Here is a 19,666-nt window from a genome sequence, read left to right as displayed (position 1 = left end):
GGCATCGTGCGCGCGGGCCGGGGCGGGCGCCTTCTGGAGAGGGCCGGGCGGGGGGCCGCTGAATGGGGGGTGTGCGATCAGCGGCCACGGGCCCCGTCGACCGTGCGGTACCAACCCCTGTCGCCGCCCAGCGGCCGGAACGCGTCCGTGGCGAGGGCGGGGACGCCGTCGCTCTCCTCGTCCTCGTACATCTCGTCCTCGTACACCGCGTCGTAGTACAGGGAGTCCGAGAGGGCGATGATCGCCTGTGCGCCGGAGGTGTCCAGGGCCGCGTCGACCGACCCGGCGTCCGCGCGGAAGACCTGCTCCTCCCCGCCGTCCGTGCGGAACTCCACCTGCCAGAACTCGACCCGCACCCGCAGGCCGCCCACGCGTGCCAGGTGCCCGGGCAGACCCCGCACGGTCGCCCGGAGGAGGCGGGAGGCAGCCACCCGCGGCGCCAGCAGCACGAGGATGCCATCGTCCTGATCGTCCAGGAGTTCGTACGCCTCACCGTGGAGCCCGCTGTCCGTCAGCAGGTCCGTGACCACGCCGTGCAGGATCCAACGGTCCTCGCCGTCCAAGGGGCCGTCTGCGGAGGCGTAGCGGGCGCAGTCGCGGAAGTCGGTGTCGAAGTCGCCGTCCCCTGCGGCTTCCTCTGCCGCCGCGACCTCCGCCAGGAGCTCCGCTCTCTCCAGGGCCGCCTCGGGGTCGAGGTCCGGATCGTCGTCCGGACCGCCGCCCCACGCGGCGCTCCCGACGAGTGTGCGGGGCTGCTCCTCCTCGGCCGGCATCTCCGGTTCCCCCAGCAGGGGTGTCCAGAGATCGTCCTCCGTGGGGAAGGGACCCTCCGGAAGCTCGTCCGGCGCGGACACGGCGCCTTCCGGGCCGCCCGGGTGCGGCGGGTCCTCGTACGCCTGCCACGGGGCGTCGTCCGCCGGCTCGTCGTGCTCCTCGCGCAGTTCCCGGCCCAGCGCCGCCAGGGCCGGGCTCCGGCCGCCGGACAGCTCGTACTCCTCGTACACCGCCAGGGCCTCCTCGCCGCGGCCCTGGCGGCGCAAGGCGATCAGATACAGGCGGCGGAAGTCCTCCCGGTGCGGGTGGGCGTGCAGCAGGCCGGCCAGGTCGGTGGAGGCCCGCTCGTACTCGCCGAGGGCCAGGTCGAGTTCGGCGCGCTTGGTGTACAGGGCGAGGCGGAGCCGGACGAGGCGGGTGCGGGCGGTGCGGGCGGCGGGGCCGGGCACGTCCGCCAGCGGTTCGTCCCCGTGCCAGAGCGCCAGCGCCTCGGTGACGTGGTCGCGGGCCTCGGCGTGCGCGCCGTCCAGCCGCGCCGCGTCGGCGCGCCGTACCAGCTCGTCGCAGTGCACCACGTCCACCTGGTCGGCGCTGGTGTGCAGGGCGTAGCCGTGGGCGGGTGTCGCCAGTACGCCGGGCCCCAGGACGTCCGCCAGCCGCGTCGCCAGCCGGGTCACCTCGGCCCGCGGGTTGCGCGGCTCGTCGCCGGGGTCCCACAGCCCCCAGCGCAGTTCCTCGTGCGTCACCGTGCGGCCGTGCTTGAGCAGCAGCATGGCGAGCAGGGCGCGGGTGTCCGGCGACAGCGTGGGGGAGCCGTCCGGGAGCCGCACCCGCAGCGGTCCCAGGACGTGGTACCGGCGCCGCTCGTACGCCTCGGCCGCCCGGGCGGGCGGCAGCGGATCCGCGAGCAGCTCCAGGCCCTGGCTCTGGGTCGCAGGCGAGGCGGACATCAGCTGGTCGAAGGCGTGCGCGTAGTGGATCCGCAGACTGCCGGGCAGCCGGTCGAGGTGGCGGGAGTCGATCGGGACCGTCAGGCGCGAGGTCCCCGATGTCAGCATCAGCAGGACGTCGCACAGCGCCCGCAGGTCCTCGGAGCGGCCCGCCGGGCCCGAGGTGCGTCCCGGTTCGAAGAGGCTGAGCCGGACCGTGCCGTCCGGCATCAGGACCACCCGGGAGGCCTCCAGACCGCCGTGCGTGACGCCCGCCTCGTGCAGGGCGGCGAGCGCCGTCGCCAGCTGCGCCCCCACCGACACCGTCAGCGGCATCGGCAGCCGCCGGCCGCCGGACCGGGTGAGGGCGTTCAGGGCGATGCCGTCGAGGTGCTCCATGACGACGTACGGGATGTCGTCCTCGATGCCGCGGTCGAGGACGGCGACCACGTTCGGGTGGGCGATCTCCGTCAGGCGGCGCGCGTCGCGCAGGAACGCCTCGCGCGACGCCGGGTCGGTGTTCGCGTCGTGCAGCCGGACCGTCACCGTCCTGTTCTCCCCGGTGTCCTCGGCCAGCCACATCCTCCCGGTCGGCGCGAGCCGGCGCACCGGCCGGTAGCGCGCGCCCAGCGCGGGCGGGAAGGGCGACGGGGCCGCTGGCCGCTCCCGCGCCGCCAGCTGCCGCGCGCTCTTCTGGCTGATCCGCGCGAACGACTCGTTCCCGTCGGCCCGTTCGGTGCCGTCCCGGTCGGGGATCAGCGCGCGGAACTCGCCGGGCGACCGCCCCGCCCGCTCGTCGATCAGGCCGCCGGTCCGCAGCAGCAGTTCGTGGGTGCGGTTGCGGGCGGTACGGGGCAGACCGCGCAGCAGCAGGTCGCGCACGCCGGGGCGGAACGCGTACGAGCCGGGCGGCCCGGCGACCGTGGTGAGCAGGCCGCTGAGGATGACCTCGGCCAGGTGCTGGGGGAGCGGGTGCGGCTCGACGGCGGCCTGCACCAGCCGCATCACCGGCAGGTCCGGACGCCCCAGCGCGAGGTGCCCGGCCAGCCGGAACGCCTGGGGCGACGCGCTCGCGCGAAAGCGCAGGACCAGCTCCTGCGCGGACAGCCGCGCCACGTCGGTACGGTCGTCGACGTCGGCCGGCAACGGGCGGTGCAGTGCGGCGGCGGCGCCCGGGTACTCGGTGCCGCCCGGGCTCGCGACCAGCGCGGCCCAGTTCGCCAGCCACTCGGGTCCCGGTTCCAGCACGGGCACGTACACGGCCTTCCCGGGCGCCCCGGGCGCGGTGCCGTCGTACGGCGTGAAGGCGAGCGACGCACTGGGCGCGGCCCGGTGCGGTGCCGACAGCCGGCCGGGGACCGGCGGCAGGGCGGTGTCCCGCCACAACTGCTCGGGCAGCGGCTGGAGTACGGCCAGGGGCGTCCGGCGCGCCCAGCGGCGCAGGGTGCCGAACCACCGGGTGCCGGCCGGGCCCTCGCGCCACTGCGGGCCCATGCAGTCGCTGATCAGCAGGGTGACGGTACGGCCGTCGGCGGGCGCGTCGGCTCCGTCGCCGCGGACGGTGCCGTCGGGTTCCGCGCGGTGCAGGGTGACCGTGCGGAAGACGCCCGACTGGGCGAGCGTGGCGTGCAGTTCGCGCACCAGGGGCTGCCAGACGGGCATCGTGGGGCCCGTGTCGTGCACCAGGTTCAGCCGCAGCCAGCGCTCCCGCACGGGCCGCAGCACCGGCAGCCACCACTCGGGTCCCGCGCCCATCCGCGCGATGCGGTCGGCGGTCGCGGCCTCGTCCACCATGTGCCCCACCGGCGCGTCGGTACGGCGCTTCAGCGGACGCAGGGAGCGTTGCAGGGCCAGCGTGTGCCGCAGCATCGGCGGGGCGGGCGCGAGCAGGGCGCTGTGCGGTTCGGCCGCCGAGGTGCCCGGTGCGGGGGCCGGGGACGGCAGGCGCAGGGGGGTGCGTGCCTCGGGTGCGGGCGGCGGTTCCTGCGGCCGGTCGCGTCGGCGCGGCCCGCCCTGCCGGTGCCGCTCCGGCGTCACCCGGGGTGCGGGCGGTGGTGCCGGCGTCGCGGGCTCCGCCTCGGCAGGGGGAGTCGCCGGAGCCGCCGGAGTCGGACGGTCCGGCTCCCCGGGCTCCATCTGCCCCGCCAGCCAGAGGAGTTCGGCCAGCTCCAGCGGGGTCGGGCGGACGCCCGAGGCCGCCCGGCCGAGGATGTCGGCCAGACGGGGAAGGGGCTCCGGTGCGCCGGGGCGGTCGGCGGGCATCAGAAGGCGTCTGGCTGCGGGGACCGGCCCAGGTACGGCATCAGCTGCTCCGCCAGCTCGTCCAGCGAGTCGGTGCCCAGGCCGGAGGAACGGGCCAGGTAGATCGCGTTGAGGAGCTGGTCGGTGGCCAGTTCGCCGCTGCCCACCCGGGACAGGAACCGGTCGATCAGCTGCTGCGCGTACCCGTCGGGCTCTCCCAGGTGGGCGCGGACGATCTCGGTGAGGTGCGCGTCGTCCGGCTGCCGCAGGCGCAGCGAGACACAGCGGCGCAGGAACGCGGGCGGGAACTCGCGCTCGCCGTTGCTGGTGAGGACGACGAAGGGGAAGGACTTGCAGCGGACCCGGCCGCGCTCGACGGGCACCCGCTGGTCGGTGCCGTCGATCAGCACCTCGGCACGCCCGTCGGGGGTGTCCCGGGAGGCCCGCACCAGTTCGGGGATCTCGTACTGGCCCTCCTCCAGGACGTGCAGCAGGTCGTTCGGCAGGTCGAGGTCGCTCTTGTCGATCTCGTCGATGAGCAGGGCGCGCGGGCGGGCGTAGGGGAGGAGGGCGGTGCCGAGCGGGCCGAGGCGCAGGTGGTTCTCGATGCCCGTACCGGCCGCCGGGTCGTCGGGACGTTCGGTGGCGTGGCGTGCCGCGTACAGCCGGGAGAGCGGGTCGTACGTGTAGAGGCCGTCGTGGAGGGTGCTGCGGCTGGTGATGTTCCACCTCAGGACCGGGCCGAGGCGCAGTTCGCGGGCGACCGCGTAGGCGAGGGACGACTTGCCGGTGCCGGGCGGGCCGGTGACCAGCAGGGGGCGCCGCAGGTACAGGGCGGCGTTGACCAACTGCACCGTGTGCGCGGAGGCCTGGTAGGTCGCGGCCCGGTGGACGCGGTCGGGCGACGCGGCCCGGGCGTCGCCGTCCTCGTCCGGCGGGTCGAGCACGGGATGGCCGTCGAAGGCCCGCCAGGGCGGCGGCGGGGGCAGCTTGGTGATGCCGTCGTGGGGGGCCGGCGCACCGGTGTAGACGGGCCACAGGGGCATGGTTCTTCTCTCCGAGCGATCGGTGCGGCGGGCGGTTCGTCCCGGCGGCGGTTCAGCCGACCGGTGAGTGCAGCAGGGCGGTGGGTTCGGCGAAGCAGCGGGGGTCGTCCCACAGCAGCTGGACGTCTCTCGCCCAGTGCTCGTCGGGGACGTCGGCCGCGTCCGCGGCCTCGCGCAGCTCCATGACCAGGCGGGGCAGTTCGGACGGTGGCACCCCGGCCACGGACACGGCGAGTTCGTCGAGGAACGCCGTACCGGAGCAGGGGCCGTCGTGCCCGTCGCCGGGGCAGCCCCTGCGCGACCACAGCAGCACCGGGACGGGGACGTGCAGACCGACCTCGAAGTGCTCCCGGGCCGCCGCGGGCGAGCTGGCGAAACCGGCCAGCTCCGCGTCGTCCCGCAGCCGCATGCGCAGGCCGGCCGGGCGCTCCCGGGTGCCGCAGTCGACGCGGTACAGCGTGCCGCCCGTGCTGACCCCGAGCTTGCGCCACTTCTTGCGCAACTGGTGGCGGAGCCGTCCGCTGCGGTGGCGGTGGCGGTCGGTCACCACGAGCGGGTAGGCGCAGCCGAGCGGCGTGGGGTCGTCCTCGCTGCACGCCCAGTGCGCCACCGGTTCGTTCAGCCACTCGCGCGGCAGCACGAAGGTGAGCAGTTCCTCGGCGCCGGGATCGAGCTGGGTGAACGCCTCGTCGATGCGCTCCTGCACGAACGACCGCACCGCGCTCCTGGCCAGCCGGCGCGTGCCCACCGGGCGGCGCTGCCCGTCCCGGTAGGCGGACACCTCGACGGTGACCTGGTCGGCGCCGACGCCGCTGTGATCGATCTCCACGACGATGGGCGACCACGTCGCGGGGCGCGGCGGCGGTGCGTGCAGCAGTGCCTCCAGCCGGTCGGCGAACCGGGCCACGGCACCCGGCTCCGGCACCTCCCACTGCACGTACGCGGCGGCTTCCCGCAGCGAGGCGAAGCCCCCTTCCGGGGGCGGCGGGTCGAAGGGGTCCATGGCGGAGACGTACAGCCGGTTCGGGTCGCACGTCAGGCCGGTGCTCTCGGCCCGGCGTACCAACGCGTACAACCGGCGGCGCGCGTCCGCCCGGTGGCCCGGCGTGGGCACCAGTTCGCCGAGTTCCGGCCAGTAGCGCGCCATGACTTCGACGGGCAGCATTCTGCCGACGCGTACGTCCTTGGCGCCCGCGACCGCGGTGACCATGCCGACGACCGTGCCGTCGGCCAGCGTCAGCGCCGCGCCGCTGAACCCGGCGGCCAGCGGTTGCCCGTGCGCCGTGAGAGCCTCCAGCTGGACCCACTCGTCCGAGATGAGCGGGCCGGGCAGGGCACGGTAGGCGGCGAGCATGCCCTCGTCGTACCCCTTGGGGAAGCCGTAGGCGACCAGCTCGGGGGCGGGCGCGGCCTGTTCGGAGCCGGGCCGGGCGAAGACGGCCGGGGCGAGCGGCACCTCGCGGTCCAGTTCCAGTACGGCCAGGTCGCCGAGGTCGGCGGGGCCGCCCTGCCAGCCGCCGTGCACGGCGACCGTGGCGGACAGCTCGCCCAGGTCCCGGCGGCCCGGGAAGGACACCGTCACCGTCGCGCTGCCGCTCCACCTGACGACATGGGCGCAGGTGAGCAACCGGCGCGCGGAGACGAGGAATCCGGCGCCGACCTCCTTGCCGCACTCGACTCGGGCGTGCCACGCGGTGCCGGTCATGACCGACCGGCGGCTTCCGGTTCCTCGGGCCGCGTCGGGGACGGCTCCGGTGCCCAGCTCAGCTTCACCACCAGATGGCCCTCCGCCGAGCCCTTGGCGATGATCGCGCCGGCCTCCGCGCTCAGTTTCACCCCGAACTCCAGCTCCACCGAATCGGGTCTGAGCGAGCCGTCCCGGAACACCCGCAGCGCGGACTCGGCCGCCGCCCGCACGCCTTCCAGGGAGCCCTCGAAGGTGCGTGCCGCCTGGGCCGGTCCGTCGCCGCGCGAGACCAGCCGCGCGCCGTCCTCGTCCTCGACACCCTCGACGACCACCCGCATGCCGTCCTCGGTCCTGAACTCGACCCACCCGTCCATGACGCCGCTCGCTCCCCGTCTGCCGTACCTGTGCGGAAGGTCATTGTGACGGACGGTGCTCGGCCCTGTCCCGCCCATTGCCTCCGGTCCACCGCCGCTCTGGCGGAAACCCGCCAGGGCGCCAATCCGCCACCTCCGGTCAACTCCGTTGTCCCACGAGCCACCTGAGACTTCTCCCAGCACTCGTCGCAGCACTCTACGACGATACGAAGAGAGGCGTGGATGAGCAGAGGACCAGTCAGACGCGGAGCGACCCTCCTGTCGGCGGGGCTCGTGATCGCGCTGCTGCCGGCCGGGACGGCGGCGGCGCAGGAGCCGCCCCCGGACACGGCGCGCACCCCGGCCGCCGCCGCCCGCACCGTCACCCTCGTCACCGGCGACCGCGTGACCGTCACCGACCTCGGCGGCGGCCGGAGGACCGTCACGGTCGAGCGCCCCGAGGGCGCCACCGGCGCCGTGCACACCCGTAGTTCCGACGGCCGGACCACCGTCGTACCGGACGAGGCACTGCCGTACCTGCGCGACGGCAGCCTCGACGAGCGTCTCTTCGACGTCGACGAGCTGCTCGACCAGGGGCTCGCCGACGCCGAGACCGGCGAACTGCCGCTGATCGTGACCTACGACGAGGGCGCACGGGCCGCCACCCCGCCCGGGGCCGAGCGGACGCGGGCCCTGCCCAGCGTGCACGGTGCCGCCGTCGAGGCCGACAAGGGGCGTGTCTTCTGGCGGGAATTCACCCGTCGCGGCGCCGGTGTCGACGGCGTGTGGCTCGACGGGCGGGTCACCGCCGCGATGGCCGAGTCCAACGCGCAGATCGGTACCCCCGAGGCCTGGCGGAACGGGCTGACCGGCAAGGGCGTCACCGTGGCCGTGCTGGACAGCGGCGTGGACGCGGGCCACCCCGACCTCGCCGGACGGGTCGCGCGGAGCCGGAGCTTCATAGCCGGGGAGGAGGTCGCCGACCGGCACGGCCACGGCACGCACGTCGCCTCCACCGTCGGCGGCAGCGGCGCGGCCTCCGACGGCAAGGAGAAGGGCGTCGCGCCGGGCGCCGCCCTCGCGGTCGGCAAGGTCCTGGACGACTCGGGCTCGGGCAGCGAGTCGGAGATCATCGCCGGCATGGAGTGGGCCGCCCGGGACGTGGACGCCGACATCGTGTCCATGAGCCTCGGCTCGACCGAGCCCAGCGACGGCACCGACCCGATGGCGCGGGCCGTCAACGCCCTGTCCCGTGAGACGGGCGCCCTGTTCGTCATCGCCGCCGGGAACACCGGCGCCCCGTCCTCCATCGGCTCGCCCGGTGCCGCAGCCGCGGCCCTGACCGTCGGAGCCGTCGACCCGGCCGACGAGGCGGCCTACTTCACCAGCGCGGGACCACGCCACGGCGACAACGCGCTCAAGCCCGACCTGTCCGCCCCCGGCGTCGACATCCTCGCCGCCCGCTCCCGGCTCAGCGAGGGCAGCGGCGACTACACCTCCATGAGCGGTACGTCGATGGCGACGCCGCACGTCGCCGGGGTCGCCGCCCTGCTCGCCGAGCGGCACCCCGACTGGACCGGCGCGCGGCTCAAGGACGCGCTGATGTCCACGTCGAAGGAGCTGGACGCGTCCGCCTACCGGCTGGGCGCGGGCCGGGTCAGCGTGCCGGACGCCGTCGGCGCCGACGTCACCGCCACCGGGAGCGCCGACCTGGGCTTCCACTCCTGGCCGTACGACCGAAACGAGCCGGTCACCCAGGCCGTCACCTACACCAACGACTCCGACACCCCCGTCGAGTTGAACCTGTCCGTGCGGGGCGCGCCCGAGGGCGTCGCCACCCTCGCCGACACCGCCCTCACCGTGCCCGCGCACGGCACCGCCGCCACCACCGTCACCGGCGACGGTGCCAAGGCGCCGGTCGGCACGACGAGCGGCCGGATCGTGGCGTCCGTCGCCGACGGCACGCCCGTCGCGCACACGGCGTTCGGGATGGTCAAGGAGGACGAGCGGTACACGCTCACCGTGCACGTCAAGGACCGGGCGGGCGCCTCGGCCCCGGCCGACCTGGTCGTCCAGCGGCTCGCCGAGGGCGTCGACCCCTTCCCCGCGCACGTCGGTGACTCCGGCACCCTGAAGCTGCGGCTCGCGCCGGGGACGTACAGCCTGACCTCCTTCCTCGACGTGCGCGGCGGCCACGGCGCCGACTCGCTCGGACTGGGTTTCCTCGCGGCGCCCGAGGTCGTCGTCGACCGGAACCGCGAGATCACCCTCGACGGACGCGAGCTGCGCGAGATCAGCGCCGACGTCGACAAGCGCACCGAGACACGGCAGCTGCTCATGGAGTACCACCGGAGCGCGAACGGCGCCGACCTGTTCGGCGCGGTCCAGGTGCCCCTGACGTACGACAGCGTCTTCGCCGCGCCCACCGGCGGGAAGGTCACCGAGGGCGACTTCGAGTACCGGACCGTGTGGCGGCTCGGCAAGCCGATGCTGGAGGTCAAGGGGATCGGTGAGGCCGTCGTCCAGTCGGGCGGCACCCTGATCGAGGGGCGCGGCCGGATGCCGCTCGTCGACGTCGGGGACGGCCCCTTCCCGGACGCGGTCCGGGGCAAGGCGGCCCTGGCCCGGCTCACCGAGGGCACCGAACCGGCGGACCTCGCCCAGGCGGCCCAGGACGCGGGCGTGAGGGCGCTGTTCGTGACCGACGGCGCGGCGGGGCGGCTGATGGCCTGGTGGGGCACGGCGGACAACACCGACCGGCCGTTGCAGATCGCCACCGTGAGCGCGGCCGACGCGAAGCGGCTGCGGCACGCGGGTCGGGTCGACATGACCGGGACGCGCGACACGCCCTACACGTACGACCTCTCCGAGGGGCATCGCGGCGCCGTTCCCGACCGGGACCTCACCTACGAGCCCGGACGTCGCGATCTCGCCACGCTGCGGACGAGGTACCACGCGGCCGAACCGGCGAGCGGCGGCGAGTTCCGGTACTCGATCACCGACGCGTTCCCGATCGGAATCGGCTTCCGGGAGCGGATCGACTACCCCGTCGAGCGCACCGAGTACGTGTCGACCGGGCCGGGCCAGCTGTGGCACGAGTCCGTGACGGCCGCCGACGGCGCGCTGGAGCAGCGGTCCGGAACGGTCCGGTACGAGGGAGGGGCGCGTACGGAGCTGAACTGGTTCAAGCCCGTGTGGCACCCGTACCTCGGCACCGGACTCGGCTGGGGACAGCAGCGCGCGGGCAACCGGCTCCAGTTCAACGCCCCCGGCTGGGGCGACTCCGGCCCCGACCACACCGGCTTCGGCGACGTGTGGAGCGAGGGCAGCGGGATGTCGCAGACCACGTCGGTGTACCTGGACGGCGAACTGGTCGGCCAGGGGCCGGGTTCCGCCGCGTACGTGGACGACGCGCCGGCCGACGAGCACACGTACCGGCTCGTCACCGACACCGCGCTCGACCCCGATCGCTGGCGCCTCGGGACCGAGGGGCACGCGGAGTGGACCTTCCGCTCGGCCGCCGCTCCGGACGACCGCTGGACCCACCTCCCCCTGATCAACCTCTCCTTCGACGTCGGCACCGACCTCGCGGGCGAGGTGCGCGGCGGGAAGAGGCTGCGGGTCGGCATCGGCGCGGCGTACGTGGCGGGCGCCCCGGACACCGGGGCGATCGGCGGCGGCAAGCTGGAGGTGTCGTACGACGAGGGCGAGACCTGGCGGCAGGTCCGGCTGCGCGACGGCGACGGGGAGGACGACGGGGAGGCGTCCTGGCACGGGACGCTGAGCGTGCCCCGCGACGCCGGGCACGTCTCGCTGCGGGCCTTCGCGCGCGACGACCGGGGCGGCTCGGTCACGCAGGAGATCGTGCGGGCCGTGGCCGTGCGGTGACACGCGGACGGCGCCGCCTCCCTGGGACGGGGAGGCGGCGCCGCCGTGGTTCTCGGACCGTCAGACCAGCCAGCCGACGAAGTGGACGAGGCCGGCGAGGATGTCGGTGAGAAGGTTCATGATCGTGCAGCTCCTTGCGCTGTGCATGGGTGGGACCTACTTGGGACGTGTGCGTCGACTACGGTCTGCAGCCCGTTGCTCGCACAACGTAAGTATCGTTGGTCTCTGCAGTCACATTCGCTCCTCAGGGCGACGATCACCTGTTCCAGGGAACAACTGATCGCTTGTTCGGATCACGCCAAGCTCGGCCAAGTCCTGCGGTCGCAGCCGCAGTTGACCGGCCGTCGCCTCCACCTCCTCCGCCGGGCGCTTCAGGATCGCCGCCGCGAGCTCCGGCGCGATGACGGAGAAGTAGCTGTCCGGCGTGGCCCAGGTGCTGCCCGGCGCGGCCAGCGCCAGCGCCCCGCCCGAGCCGCCCTCGCCGATCACCAGCGTGGTGACCGGCGTCCGCGCCGACGCCACCGCCGCGAACAGGTCGGCGATCGCCGCGCCCACGCCCTGCCGCTCCGCCTCCGCGTCGTTGGCCGCGCCCGGGGTGTCGACCAGGGTCAGCACCGGGATGCCGAGCCGGTCCGCGAGGCGGATCAGCCGGGTGGCGGTGCGGTATCCGGCGGGCCTGGTCGCCGTCCCGGTCTGGGCGGCGTACGCGACCGTCCGCCCCGCGTGCTCGCCGAAGCCGCAGAGCATGCCGTCCGGGTCGGTGCCCCCGCAGCGGTCGCCGGAGAGGGCGACGCGGTGGGCGAAGTAGGCGTCCAGGTACGCCCGGGCGCGCGGCCGTCCGGGGGCGCGGGCCCGCCGGACCGCGTCCCACCCGCCGGCCGGCAGGTCCCGTGCGCCCAGCGGCTCGGGCACCGGCGCCGGGTCGCCGGACGGCGCCGTCAGCAGCCGCAGCCACCGCCCCAGCGTCCCGCGCAGCTCCCCGGCCGGTACGACGGCGTCCGCGCTGCCCGCCGCGACCTGCGCCTCGGCCGTGTACGCCGCCGGGTCCGCGTCCGGCGGCCGGACCCGGGAGCCGGCGAAACCCACCTGGGCGCCGGGCAGCGCGAGGACCACGTCGGCGCCCGCGCCCAGCGTCGCCCAGCCGCCGCCGGTGGCCGGGTCGCGCAGTACGGCGATCTGCGGCAGCCCGGCCTCCCGGGTGAGCGCCGACTGGCGTGCCACCCGCTGGAGCTGGGTCAGCGCGAGCATCCCCTCCTGCATCCGGCTGCCGCCGGTGGCGACCAACGGCACCACCGGCAGCCGGTGTTCGCGGGCGTACGCGTACGCCGCCGTCAGCCGGTCGCCGGTGGCGCGGCCCAGCGAGCCGCCGAGGAAGCCGAACTCGAAGGCGAGGAGCACGGCCCGGGTGCCCTGGACGTGCCCGGTTCCGCAGACGACGGACTCCTCCTCGCCGGTGCGCTCGGCGGCGCGGGCGCGGGAGGCGTCGTAGCCGTGCCAGCCGAGGGGGCCGTCGGGATGTGACCGCCCGGCAGGGTGGGGGAGTTCGGCGAAGTCGTCGGTGAGGAGGGCGAGGAACTCGCGCGCGGACCGCCGGTCAGTCATGCGTCAGCGCCCGCTTCATGATCTTTCCCATGTCGTTGCGGGGGAGGGCGTCGAGGTGCCGCAGAACGCGGGGCCGCTTGTGCGGGGCGAGCCGGCCCGCGACATGGCCGGCGAGCGCGTCGAGGGTGGGCGGCGAGGCGGGGTCGGCGGGCACGATCCACGCCACGATGCGCTCGCCGAGGTCCGGGTCGGGCTCTCCGGTGACGGCGGCCTCCCGCACCCCCGGGTGTTCGAGGAGGGCGTTCTCGATCTCGCCGGCCCCGATCTTGTACCCGCCGCTCTTGATCAGGTCGGTGGCCTTGCGGCCGACGATGCGGACATAGCCGTCGGGGTCGCGCACCGCCATGTCGCCGGTGCGGAAGAAGCCGTCGTCGGTGAAGGCGGCGGCGGTGGCGTCGGGGCGATTCAGATACTCGGAGAACAGGTTCGGGCCGCGCACCTGGATCTCGCCGACGCTCTCCCCGTCCAGCTCCGCGATCGGCGTGCCGTCGTCCTCCACGAGCCGCAGCTCCACCCCGGGCAGCGGCACTCCCACGGTCCCGGCGCGCGGCTCGCCGTCCGCCCGCACGCTGGTGTTCATCAGCGTCTCGGTCATGCCGTACCGCTCGATCACCCGCCGTCCGGTCGCGGCGGCGATCCGCTCGTGGTCGTGCACGGGCAGCGCGGCCGAACCGGACACCAGCAGCCGGGCCCCGGCAAGCGCCTTCGCCAGCTCCGGGTCCCCGGGCAGCGCCTCGGCGATCCGGTGGTACATCGTCGGCACCCCGAACAGCATGGTCGCGCCGTCGTTCAGCTCCCGCGCCGCGCCCTCGGCGGAGAACCTGCCCAGGTGCCGCACGGACCCGCCGCGCCGCAGCGGGCCGAGGACGCCGAGCACCAGGCCGTGCACGTGGAACAGCGGCAGCCCCTGCACCAGTACGTCGTCGGCGGTCCACCGCCACGCGTCGGCGAGCGCGTCCAGGGTCGTCGCGAGCGCGCGCCGGGGGATGACGGCGCCCTTGGGCGGGCCGGTGGTGCCGGAGGTGTAGACGACGAGCGCGGGATCGCCGTCGCCGGTGCGACCGTCGTCGGGGACGGGTCCGGTGGCGCGCACGTCGACGTCGACGCGCTCCAGGGCGGCCAGGGCGGGCGGGAGTTCGCTCCCCGGCGGCGCCAGGACGAGCGAGGGCTCGCTGTCGGAGAGGATGTGCGCGAGTTCCTTGTCGCCGGACTTCGGGTTGAGCGGCACGGCGGGGACGCCGGCCAGCAGCGCCGCCACCACGGCGACGGCGGTCTCCATCTCCGGCGTCGCCCAGACGGCGACCCGCCCGGCGCCCCGGATCCGTCCGGCGGCGCCACCCGCGGCGGCGGCCAGTTCCGCGTACGTCAGGGAACGCCCGCCGAACCGCAGGGCGGGCCGGTCGGCCCCGGCGCCGGTCGCGGCCGGGGAGAGGGCGGGGAAGAGAGAGGACACGCGTCGTACTCCTTAGCTGTTGCTCACGATTACCGGTCGTCCGAGGTGGACCTACCCGAAGCCGGGCACGACCAGCACCAGCCACGCCAGCGCGGGTACGACCGCCACGACGATCCCTCCGTACACCATCAACTGCCGGAAGAAGCGCTCCCGGTCCACCTCCGGCGCCGCGGCCAGCACCAGCGCGCCGTTCGTCGAGAACGGGCTGACGTCCACCACCGTCGCCGAGACCGCGAGCGCCGCCACCATGCCGACCGCACCGATCTCGCCCTGCGCGAGGAACGGCACCGCCAACGGGATCAGTGCGCCCATGATCCCCACCGAGGAGGCGAAGGCCGACACGATCGCGCCGATGTAGCAGAGCAGCATCGCGGCCAGCAGCGGGACGCCGATGCCGCCGACACCCTCACCGGCCCAGGTGATGGTGCCCATCTCCTCCAGGACGCCGACGTACGTGAGGACACCGCAGATCAGCAGGACCGTGGACCAGGCGATCTCGCCGACCGCGCGACGGCTGTCGTCCGGCCAGGCGGTGCTCAGCACGACGGCCAGGGAGACCGCGGTCAGACCCGCGTCCAGGTCGAAGCCGAGGACGGCGACGACGAGGGCGACCAGGGCGACCAGGGTGGCGACCCGGGCCGGGGTGAGGCGCGGGCCGCTGCCGGTGGCGTCGGTGTCCTGGCCCGGGCGGACGGCCACGGCGGTGGGGGCGGTGCCAGCGGCGCCGGGGGCGGTGCCGGTGCCGCCGCCGGTGCTGGTGCCGGTACCGGTGCCGCCGCTGGTGCCGGTGCCGCCGCCCGTGTCGGTGGGCTCCGCGCCCTTGCCGACCGCGCCGCCGTCCTCCGGCGCCACCGAGCCCCGCGCCCACAGCTTCCGCCCGCCGAACAGCACGAACAGCACGCTCGCGATGACGAGGTTGGCGATGAGCGAGGCGAGGAAGAGGGTGACCTCGCTGCCCGGCAGGCCCTCGCGCTCGACGATGCCGTTGACGATCGAGCCGTAGATGCTGATCGGCGAGAAACCGCCGGCCTGCGCGCCGTGCACCACCATCGTGCCCATGAGCAGCGGGCTGATCGCGTACCGGGTGGCGAAACTCAGCGCGATCGGCGCGACGATCGCCACCGCGGCCGGGCTGACCGCGCCGATCGCCGTGAGCGCGCCGGTCAGCGCGAACATCACCCACGGGATCAGCGCCACCCGCCCCCGCACGAGCCGGACGGCCGCGTGCACCAGCCAGTCGGTGGTGCCGTTGGCCCGGGCGATCGCGAAGAGGTAGGTGACGCCGACGAGGACGACGAACAGGTCACCGGGGAAACCGGCGAAGATGCCGTCCGCGTCGAGGTCCGCGACGAGCGTGCCCACCCCGAAGGCGGCGGCGAAGGCGAGCGCGCCCATGTTGACGGAACGGGTGGTGGCGATGACGAACACCACGACGAGGACGAGGATCGAGATGAGTTCGGGGGACATGCGGGGGCTCCCGAGGGCTGACCTGATTGGCTGAGTGGATGAGCCACTTGGATCGTGCGGTTGGCTGGTCAGCGTGGGGCCGCCCCGGGCCGCCGTCAAGGGGTCGCGCAGGAATTGGCTCAGCCACTCGGCCACGCTCGGCCCGGTGTTACGCTCCCGGCGAGAGGGGGATCTCGTGACCGACGCCCTGCGCCCCATGACCAAGCAGCGCCTGTACGAACAGGTGCTGGAGCGGCTGCGCCAGTACGTCACCGACGGCGGCCTGAGCGCCGGCGACCGGCTTCCGCCCGAACGGGACCTCGCCCAGCGACTCGGTGTCAGCCGGGCCTCGGTGAAGCAGGCGATCGTGGTCCTGGAGGTCCAGGGCCTGGTGGAGGCACGGCACGGCGGCGGGACCTACCTGGTCCGGGACAGCCTCGACGTCGAACCCGTCGAGAAGATGGTCGAACGCCGACGACGGCTCCCGGACGTCCTGGAGGCCCGCGAGGCTTTGGAGACGAAGCTCGCCGAACTGGCCGCCGAGCGCCGCACGGAGGACGACCTGGCCGCGATGCGGTCCGCGCTGGCCGTGATGGCCGAGGAGATCGAGGGGGGCGGGCACGGCGTCGAGGGCGACCGCCTGTTCCACGCGGCGGTGACGGCCGCCGCGCACAGCAGCCTGCTCGCGGAGTTCATGCGCTCCATCGCCCACCAGATCGCCGAGAGCCGCACCGAGTCCCTGCGCCAGCCGGGCCGCCCCGGCCGGTCCCTGGCCCAGCACCAGGACATCCTGGACGCCGTCGCCGCCCGGCAGCCCCGGCAGGCCGCCACCGCGATGCGGCGCCACGTCCGTACGGTCGCCAAGGTCCGGCTGCTGGACTGGGACCCGGAAGAGGAACGGTAACCAATGCCTGATACGTCTGCGATGCCCCGAATAGCGCTCGTCACCTGCCGTCCCGGACCGCACGTCAGCGAGGACCGTGATCTCCCGGCGCTCGTGCGGGCGCTGGAGGAGGCGGGGGCGCGGGCGTCCGCCGAGGTGTGGGACGACGACGGCGTCGACTGGGGGTCCTTCGACCTCGCCGTGATCCGTTCCACCTGGGACTACAGCTGGCGGGCGGGCGAGTTCGCGGCGTGGGCCGAGAAGTGCGGCCAGGTCACGCGGCTCGCCAATCCGGCCGGTGTCGTGCGGTGGAACACCGACAAGCGCTACCTCGGCGACCTCGCGGCGGCCGGCGTGCCCACCGTCCCCACCCGCTACGTGGCCCCCGGCGAGCGGCCCGGCCTGCCCGGCGACCACGAGTACGTCGTCAAGCCCACCTCGGGCGCCGGGGCCCGCTTCGCCGCCCGCTACACGCCCGGCGAGCACGCCACCGCCGTACGGCAGATCGAGCGGATGCACGCCGAGGGGTTCACGGCGATGGTGCAGCCGTACGTGAGCAGCATCGACACCGCCGGTGAGCGGGCGCTGCAGTTCTTCGGCGGGCGCCTGCTGCACGCCAGCCGCAAGGGCGCGGTCCTCACGCCCGGGACGCCGTACGACGAGCGCAAGGTCGCCCACCCCGGTCTGGAGCCCTGGACCCCGGCCCCGGCCGAACTCGCCGTCGCCGAGCGCGCCCTGGCCGCCGTCCCGGACGCCCCCGAGCTGCTGTACGCCCGCGTCGACCTGGTGGACGGCGAGGACGGGCGGCCGCGGGTGATGGAGCTGGAACTGGTCGAGCCGAACCTGTTCCTGTGGCTGCACGCGCGGTCGGTGCCGCGGGTGGTGGAGGCGGTGCTCGACGCGGCTAGCGGTCGCTGATCGCCGTCCGCTGGAACAGTCCCCAGGTGAACTCCGCGACGACCTCGTGGCGTCGCCCCCGCGCGTCCGGGGCGGCGAAGGCCAGCCCCCAGCGGGTGGGTGCCGAGCCCTGGAGCGGGCGGGCGGGGGCGAAGGCGCGGGCCGCCTCGTCGACCGTGCAGGACCAGGGCGTGAGGTCGTCCAGGGTGCGCAGCTCCGGTCCCCCGGCGCCGGGGGCGCGGACCAGCCACGCGTTCCACACGGCGCCCTTGTCGGCCACGAGCACCTCGAAGCGCAGATCCGGCCAGAGCGGGAGCGTCCACTGCCGGGCCTCGCACTCCAGGTCGCCGATCCGGCGGGGCGCCACGGACTCGGGCTCGCCCAGGACCGAGCGGTAGCGGGCGGCCGCCGAGCGGGAGCGCGGGGAGCGGAGCATCGCCTGCCAGCGCTTGTTCGCCTCCCGCATCTCCGCGAGCGAGGCGCCCAGCTCGCGACGGGCGTCCTCGACCGGGCCCGGGTTGTGGTCGGCCATGCGGCGCAGCAGCACGAGCTGGAAGTCGCGCGGGGTGAACGGGCCGGTGGGCCGCTTTCCGGTGGGCATGGGGACCATCGTGGCCCATGGAGTGAGCGCGCGGCGGAGATGCGCCGTGCGGAGGTGCGCATCGCGGTGCCGCATGCCCATTGCCCCGGCAAACGCGATATGAGTAGCCTGTGTTCGCTATTCCGACCGCCTGTTGAAATCTCGAACATACTTAGGGAGGGGGCGGGACATGGGACGCCTCGTACCAGCCGTGACCCGGGCTCTCGACATACTGGAGCTCTTCCTCGACGGGGACGGCACGCTCTCCGCCCCCGACATCGTGCGCCGGCTCCAGCTGCCGCGCACCACCGTGCACGAGCTGGTCACCACGCTCGCCGCCCGCAAGTACATCGTCCCCGTGGCCGGGCAGCCCGGACGGTACCGCCTCGGCGTGCGTCCGTACCAGCTCGGCGCCCGCTACGCCGAGCACCTCGACCTCGCCGCCGAGGGCCAGCAGGTCGCCCGGACCGTCGCCGAGACCTGCGACGAGACCGTGCACGTGGCGATCCTGGAGGACACCGACGTCATCTACATCGCCAAGGTCGACTCCACGCACGCGGTGCGCATGGTGTCGGCGGCCGGTCGCCGGCTGCCCGCCCACTGCACCTCCGTCGGCAAGATGCTGCTGGCCTCCCTGCCCGAGCAGGAGGTCGCCGCCCGCTTCCCCGACGGCGCCGAACTGACCGCGATGACCCCGAACAGCATCACCGACCCGGCCGCCCTGCGCGAGACCCTGGCCGGGATCCGCGAGCGGGGCATCGCGGTGGAGAGCCGCGAGTCCAACCCGGACGTCTCCTGCGTGGCCGCCCCGGTCCGCGACCGCACCGGCCGGGTCGTCGCCGCGCTGTCGATCTCCGTGCCCATGATCCGCTGGAGCGAGGAGCGCCTCGGCGAGCTGGAGCAGCTCGCCGTCAAGGGCGCCACCGATCTCTCGGAGCGACTCGGCCACCGGAGCGCCGCATGACGGGGCACGGTACGACGTCGACCGGGACGGCGTACGAGGTGGCCGTCCGGGCGGAGGCGTCCCTGGGCGAGGGTCCCACCTGGGACCCGGCGACGGGCCGCCTCCTGTGGATCGACATCCTGAACTCCCGCGTCCACACCTACGACCCGGCCACCGGCCGGCGCACGGTCCGCCGCACCGACCAGCACGTGGGTGCCGTCAAGCCCCGCGCGGGCGGCGGCCTCGTCCTCAACCTGCGGGACGGGATCGGTCTGCTCGACCCCGACGACACCTTCCGCTGGCTGCACCGGGAGGCCGTCCCCGGCCGCCGCGCCAACGACGCCGCCGTCGCCCCCGACGGCACGCTGTGGGCCGGCACCATGCGCTACGACGAGGCACCCGGCGGCGGCTCGCTGTCCCGGGTCACCGGGGACGGCACGGTCGAGGTCGTCCTCGGCGACGTGGCGGTGAGCAACGGCACCGGCTGGAGTCCCGACGGGCGGCTGATGTACTACGTCGACTCGCCGACCCGCCGTATCGACGTCTTCGACGTCGCGGACCCCGGCACCGGGGGCGGCCGGAACGGCCGGATCACGGGGCGCCGGCCCCTGGCCGCCATCGAGGACGGCGCCGGCTTCCCGGACGGCCTCTGCGTCGACGCCGAGGGCTGTGTCTGGGTCGCCCTGTGGGACGGCGGCGCGGTACGCCGGTACACCCCGTCCGGTGACCTGGACCGGGTGATCGCCCTCCCCGTCCCCCGGGTCACGGCCTGCGCCTTCGGCGGCCCCGGCCTGACCGACCTGTACATCACCACGGCCCGGGTGGGGCTGACGGCCCCGCATCCGCTGGCCGGCTCGGTGCTGGTGGTGCCGGGCGCGGGCCGGGGGACGGCCCAGCCGGCGTTCGCGGGCTGAGCACGGGGCCGCCGCGGCCGGGGCGGACGC

13 protein-coding genes are annotated in these 19,666 nt (G+C 74.8%); 5 read left to right on the top strand and 8 right to left on the bottom strand.

The window, feature by feature from the left end; all coding sequences use genetic code 11:
* Positions 1–77: 77 nt before the first annotated feature.
* The 4 genes from ACIQ6R_RS04875 to ACIQ6R_RS04860 are packed head-to-tail and all read right to left on the bottom strand — an operon-like array spanning position 78 to position 7,051.
* Positions 78–3,965: an SAV_2336 N-terminal domain-related protein gene (locus tag ACIQ6R_RS04875; protein WP_404218755.1), complete on the bottom strand. Its 3,888-nt coding sequence runs from the start codon at positions 3,963–3,965 to the stop codon at positions 78–80.
* Entirely contained in the window at positions 3,965–4,990 is a 1,026-nt protein-coding gene (locus ACIQ6R_RS04870; protein WP_404218753.1) for an AAA family ATPase, read from the bottom strand. Before ACIQ6R_RS04870 ends, ACIQ6R_RS04875 begins: the two co-directional genes overlap by 1 nt.
* A gap of 52 nt (positions 4,991–5,042) precedes the next feature.
* Positions 5,043–6,695 (bottom strand): trypsin-like peptidase domain-containing protein, encoded by a 1,653-nt coding sequence (locus ACIQ6R_RS04865; protein ID WP_404218751.1) that lies wholly within the window; start codon positions 6,693–6,695, stop codon positions 5,043–5,045.
* Entirely contained in the window at positions 6,692–7,051 is a 360-nt protein-coding gene (locus tag ACIQ6R_RS04860; RefSeq protein ID WP_404175097.1) for a CU044_2847 family protein, read from the bottom strand. Before ACIQ6R_RS04860 ends, ACIQ6R_RS04865 begins: the two co-directional genes overlap by 4 nt.
* A 222-nt stretch (positions 7,052–7,273) precedes the next feature.
* On the opposite strand from ACIQ6R_RS04860, the gene ACIQ6R_RS04855 reads away from it, so the two are divergent.
* The gene (locus tag ACIQ6R_RS04855; RefSeq protein ID WP_404218749.1) at positions 7,274–10,918 is read left to right on the top strand and encodes a S8 family serine peptidase; all 3,645 of its coding nucleotides are present in this window, start codon (positions 7,274–7,276) and stop codon (positions 10,916–10,918) included.
* 231 nt (positions 10,919–11,149) lie between these two features.
* On the opposite strand, the gene ACIQ6R_RS04850 is transcribed toward ACIQ6R_RS04855, so the two are convergent.
* From ACIQ6R_RS04850 to ACIQ6R_RS04840, 3 genes are read right to left on the bottom strand one after another with little or no spacing between them, the layout of a single operon-like run.
* Positions 11,150–12,520, bottom strand: coding sequence for a carboxyl transferase domain-containing protein (locus ACIQ6R_RS04850; RefSeq protein WP_404218746.1), 1,371 nt, complete (start codon positions 12,518–12,520; stop codon positions 11,150–11,152).
* Positions 12,513–13,973, bottom strand: coding sequence for an acyl-CoA synthetase (locus tag ACIQ6R_RS04845; RefSeq protein ID WP_404218744.1), 1,461 nt, complete (start codon positions 13,971–13,973; stop codon positions 12,513–12,515). The genes ACIQ6R_RS04850 and ACIQ6R_RS04845 overlap by 8 nt, the downstream gene beginning before the upstream one ends.
* Before the next feature lie 51 nt (positions 13,974–14,024).
* On the bottom strand, positions 14,025–15,440 hold the full coding sequence (locus tag ACIQ6R_RS04840) for an SLC13 family permease (RefSeq protein ID WP_404218742.1): 1,416 nt from the start codon (positions 15,438–15,440) through the stop codon (positions 14,025–14,027).
* A 175-nt stretch (positions 15,441–15,615) separates the two neighbouring features.
* Between ACIQ6R_RS04840 and ACIQ6R_RS04835 the strand changes: the two genes are divergently transcribed.
* Positions 15,616–16,323, top strand: a complete 708-nt coding sequence (locus ACIQ6R_RS04835) for a FadR/GntR family transcriptional regulator (protein ID WP_404218740.1) — start codon at positions 15,616–15,618, stop codon at positions 16,321–16,323.
* 21 nt (positions 16,324–16,344) lie between these two features.
* Positions 16,345–17,220, top strand: a complete 876-nt coding sequence (locus ACIQ6R_RS04830) for a RimK family alpha-L-glutamate ligase (RefSeq protein WP_404219602.1) — start codon at positions 16,345–16,347, stop codon at positions 17,218–17,220.
* Here ACIQ6R_RS04830 and ACIQ6R_RS04825 read toward each other — a convergent pair.
* Positions 17,207–17,800 carry a hypothetical protein gene (locus ACIQ6R_RS04825; protein WP_404175080.1) on the bottom strand — a complete coding sequence of 198 codons (594 nt, stop codon included), beginning with the start codon at positions 17,798–17,800 and terminating at the stop codon, positions 17,207–17,209. The two genes, ACIQ6R_RS04830 and ACIQ6R_RS04825, sit on opposite strands and share 14 nt — an antisense overlap.
* Before the next feature lie 169 nt (positions 17,801–17,969).
* Here ACIQ6R_RS04825 and ACIQ6R_RS04820 point away from each other — a divergent pair, with 169 nt between their 5' ends.
* Together ACIQ6R_RS04820 and ACIQ6R_RS04815 are read left to right on the top strand one after the other, a co-directional pair.
* Positions 17,970–18,743 carry an IclR family transcriptional regulator gene (locus ACIQ6R_RS04820; protein WP_404218737.1) on the top strand — a complete coding sequence of 258 codons (774 nt, stop codon included), beginning with the start codon at positions 17,970–17,972 and terminating at the stop codon, positions 18,741–18,743.
* Positions 18,740–19,636: an SMP-30/gluconolactonase/LRE family protein gene (locus ACIQ6R_RS04815; RefSeq protein ID WP_404218735.1), complete on the top strand. Its 897-nt coding sequence runs from the start codon at positions 18,740–18,742 to the stop codon at positions 19,634–19,636. The genes ACIQ6R_RS04820 and ACIQ6R_RS04815 overlap by 4 nt, the downstream gene beginning before the upstream one ends.
* Positions 19,637–19,666 lie beyond the last annotated feature (30 nt).

It is taken from the genome of Streptomyces sp. NPDC096048, from assembly GCF_044763415.1.
GTDB lineage: Bacteria > Actinomycetota > Actinomycetes > Streptomycetales > Streptomycetaceae > Streptomyces.
The sequence above is the reverse complement of the archived record's forward strand: the minus strand, read 5'-3'. Positions and strand labels throughout refer to the sequence as shown.

What these genes read in the sequence shown, in the direction of transcription:
- ACIQ6R_RS04875 (WP_404218755.1), bottom strand. Translation starts at nt 3,965, where the DNA reads ATGCCCGCCGACCGCCCCGGCGCACCGGAGCCCCTTCCCCGTCTGGCC.
- ACIQ6R_RS04870 (WP_404218753.1), bottom strand. Translation starts at nt 4,990, where the DNA reads ATGCCCCTGTGGCCCGTCTACACCGGTGCGCCGGCCCCCCACGACGGC.
- ACIQ6R_RS04865 (WP_404218751.1), bottom strand. Translation starts at nt 6,695, where the DNA reads ATGACCGGCACCGCGTGGCACGCCCGAGTCGAGTGCGGCAAGGAGGTC.
- ACIQ6R_RS04860 (WP_404175097.1), bottom strand. Translation starts at nt 7,051, where the DNA reads ATGGACGGGTGGGTCGAGTTCAGGACCGAGGACGGCATGCGGGTGGTC.
- ACIQ6R_RS04855 (WP_404218749.1), top strand. Translation starts at nt 7,274, where the DNA reads ATGAGCAGAGGACCAGTCAGACGCGGAGCGACCCTCCTGTCGGCGGGG.
- ACIQ6R_RS04850 (WP_404218746.1), bottom strand. Translation starts at nt 12,520, where the DNA reads ATGACTGACCGGCGGTCCGCGCGCGAGTTCCTCGCCCTCCTCACCGAC.
- ACIQ6R_RS04840 (WP_404218742.1), bottom strand. Translation starts at nt 15,440, where the DNA reads ATGTCCCCCGAACTCATCTCGATCCTCGTCCTCGTCGTGGTGTTCGTC.
- ACIQ6R_RS04830 (WP_404219602.1), top strand. Translation starts at nt 16,345, where the DNA reads ATGCCCCGAATAGCGCTCGTCACCTGCCGTCCCGGACCGCACGTCAGC.
- ACIQ6R_RS04825 (WP_404175080.1), bottom strand. Translation starts at nt 17,800, where the DNA reads ATGCCCACCGGAAAGCGGCCCACCGGCCCGTTCACCCCGCGCGACTTC.
- ACIQ6R_RS04820 (WP_404218737.1), top strand. Translation starts at nt 17,970, where the DNA reads ATGGGACGCCTCGTACCAGCCGTGACCCGGGCTCTCGACATACTGGAG.
- ACIQ6R_RS04815 (WP_404218735.1), top strand. Translation starts at nt 18,740, where the DNA reads ATGACGGGGCACGGTACGACGTCGACCGGGACGGCGTACGAGGTGGCC.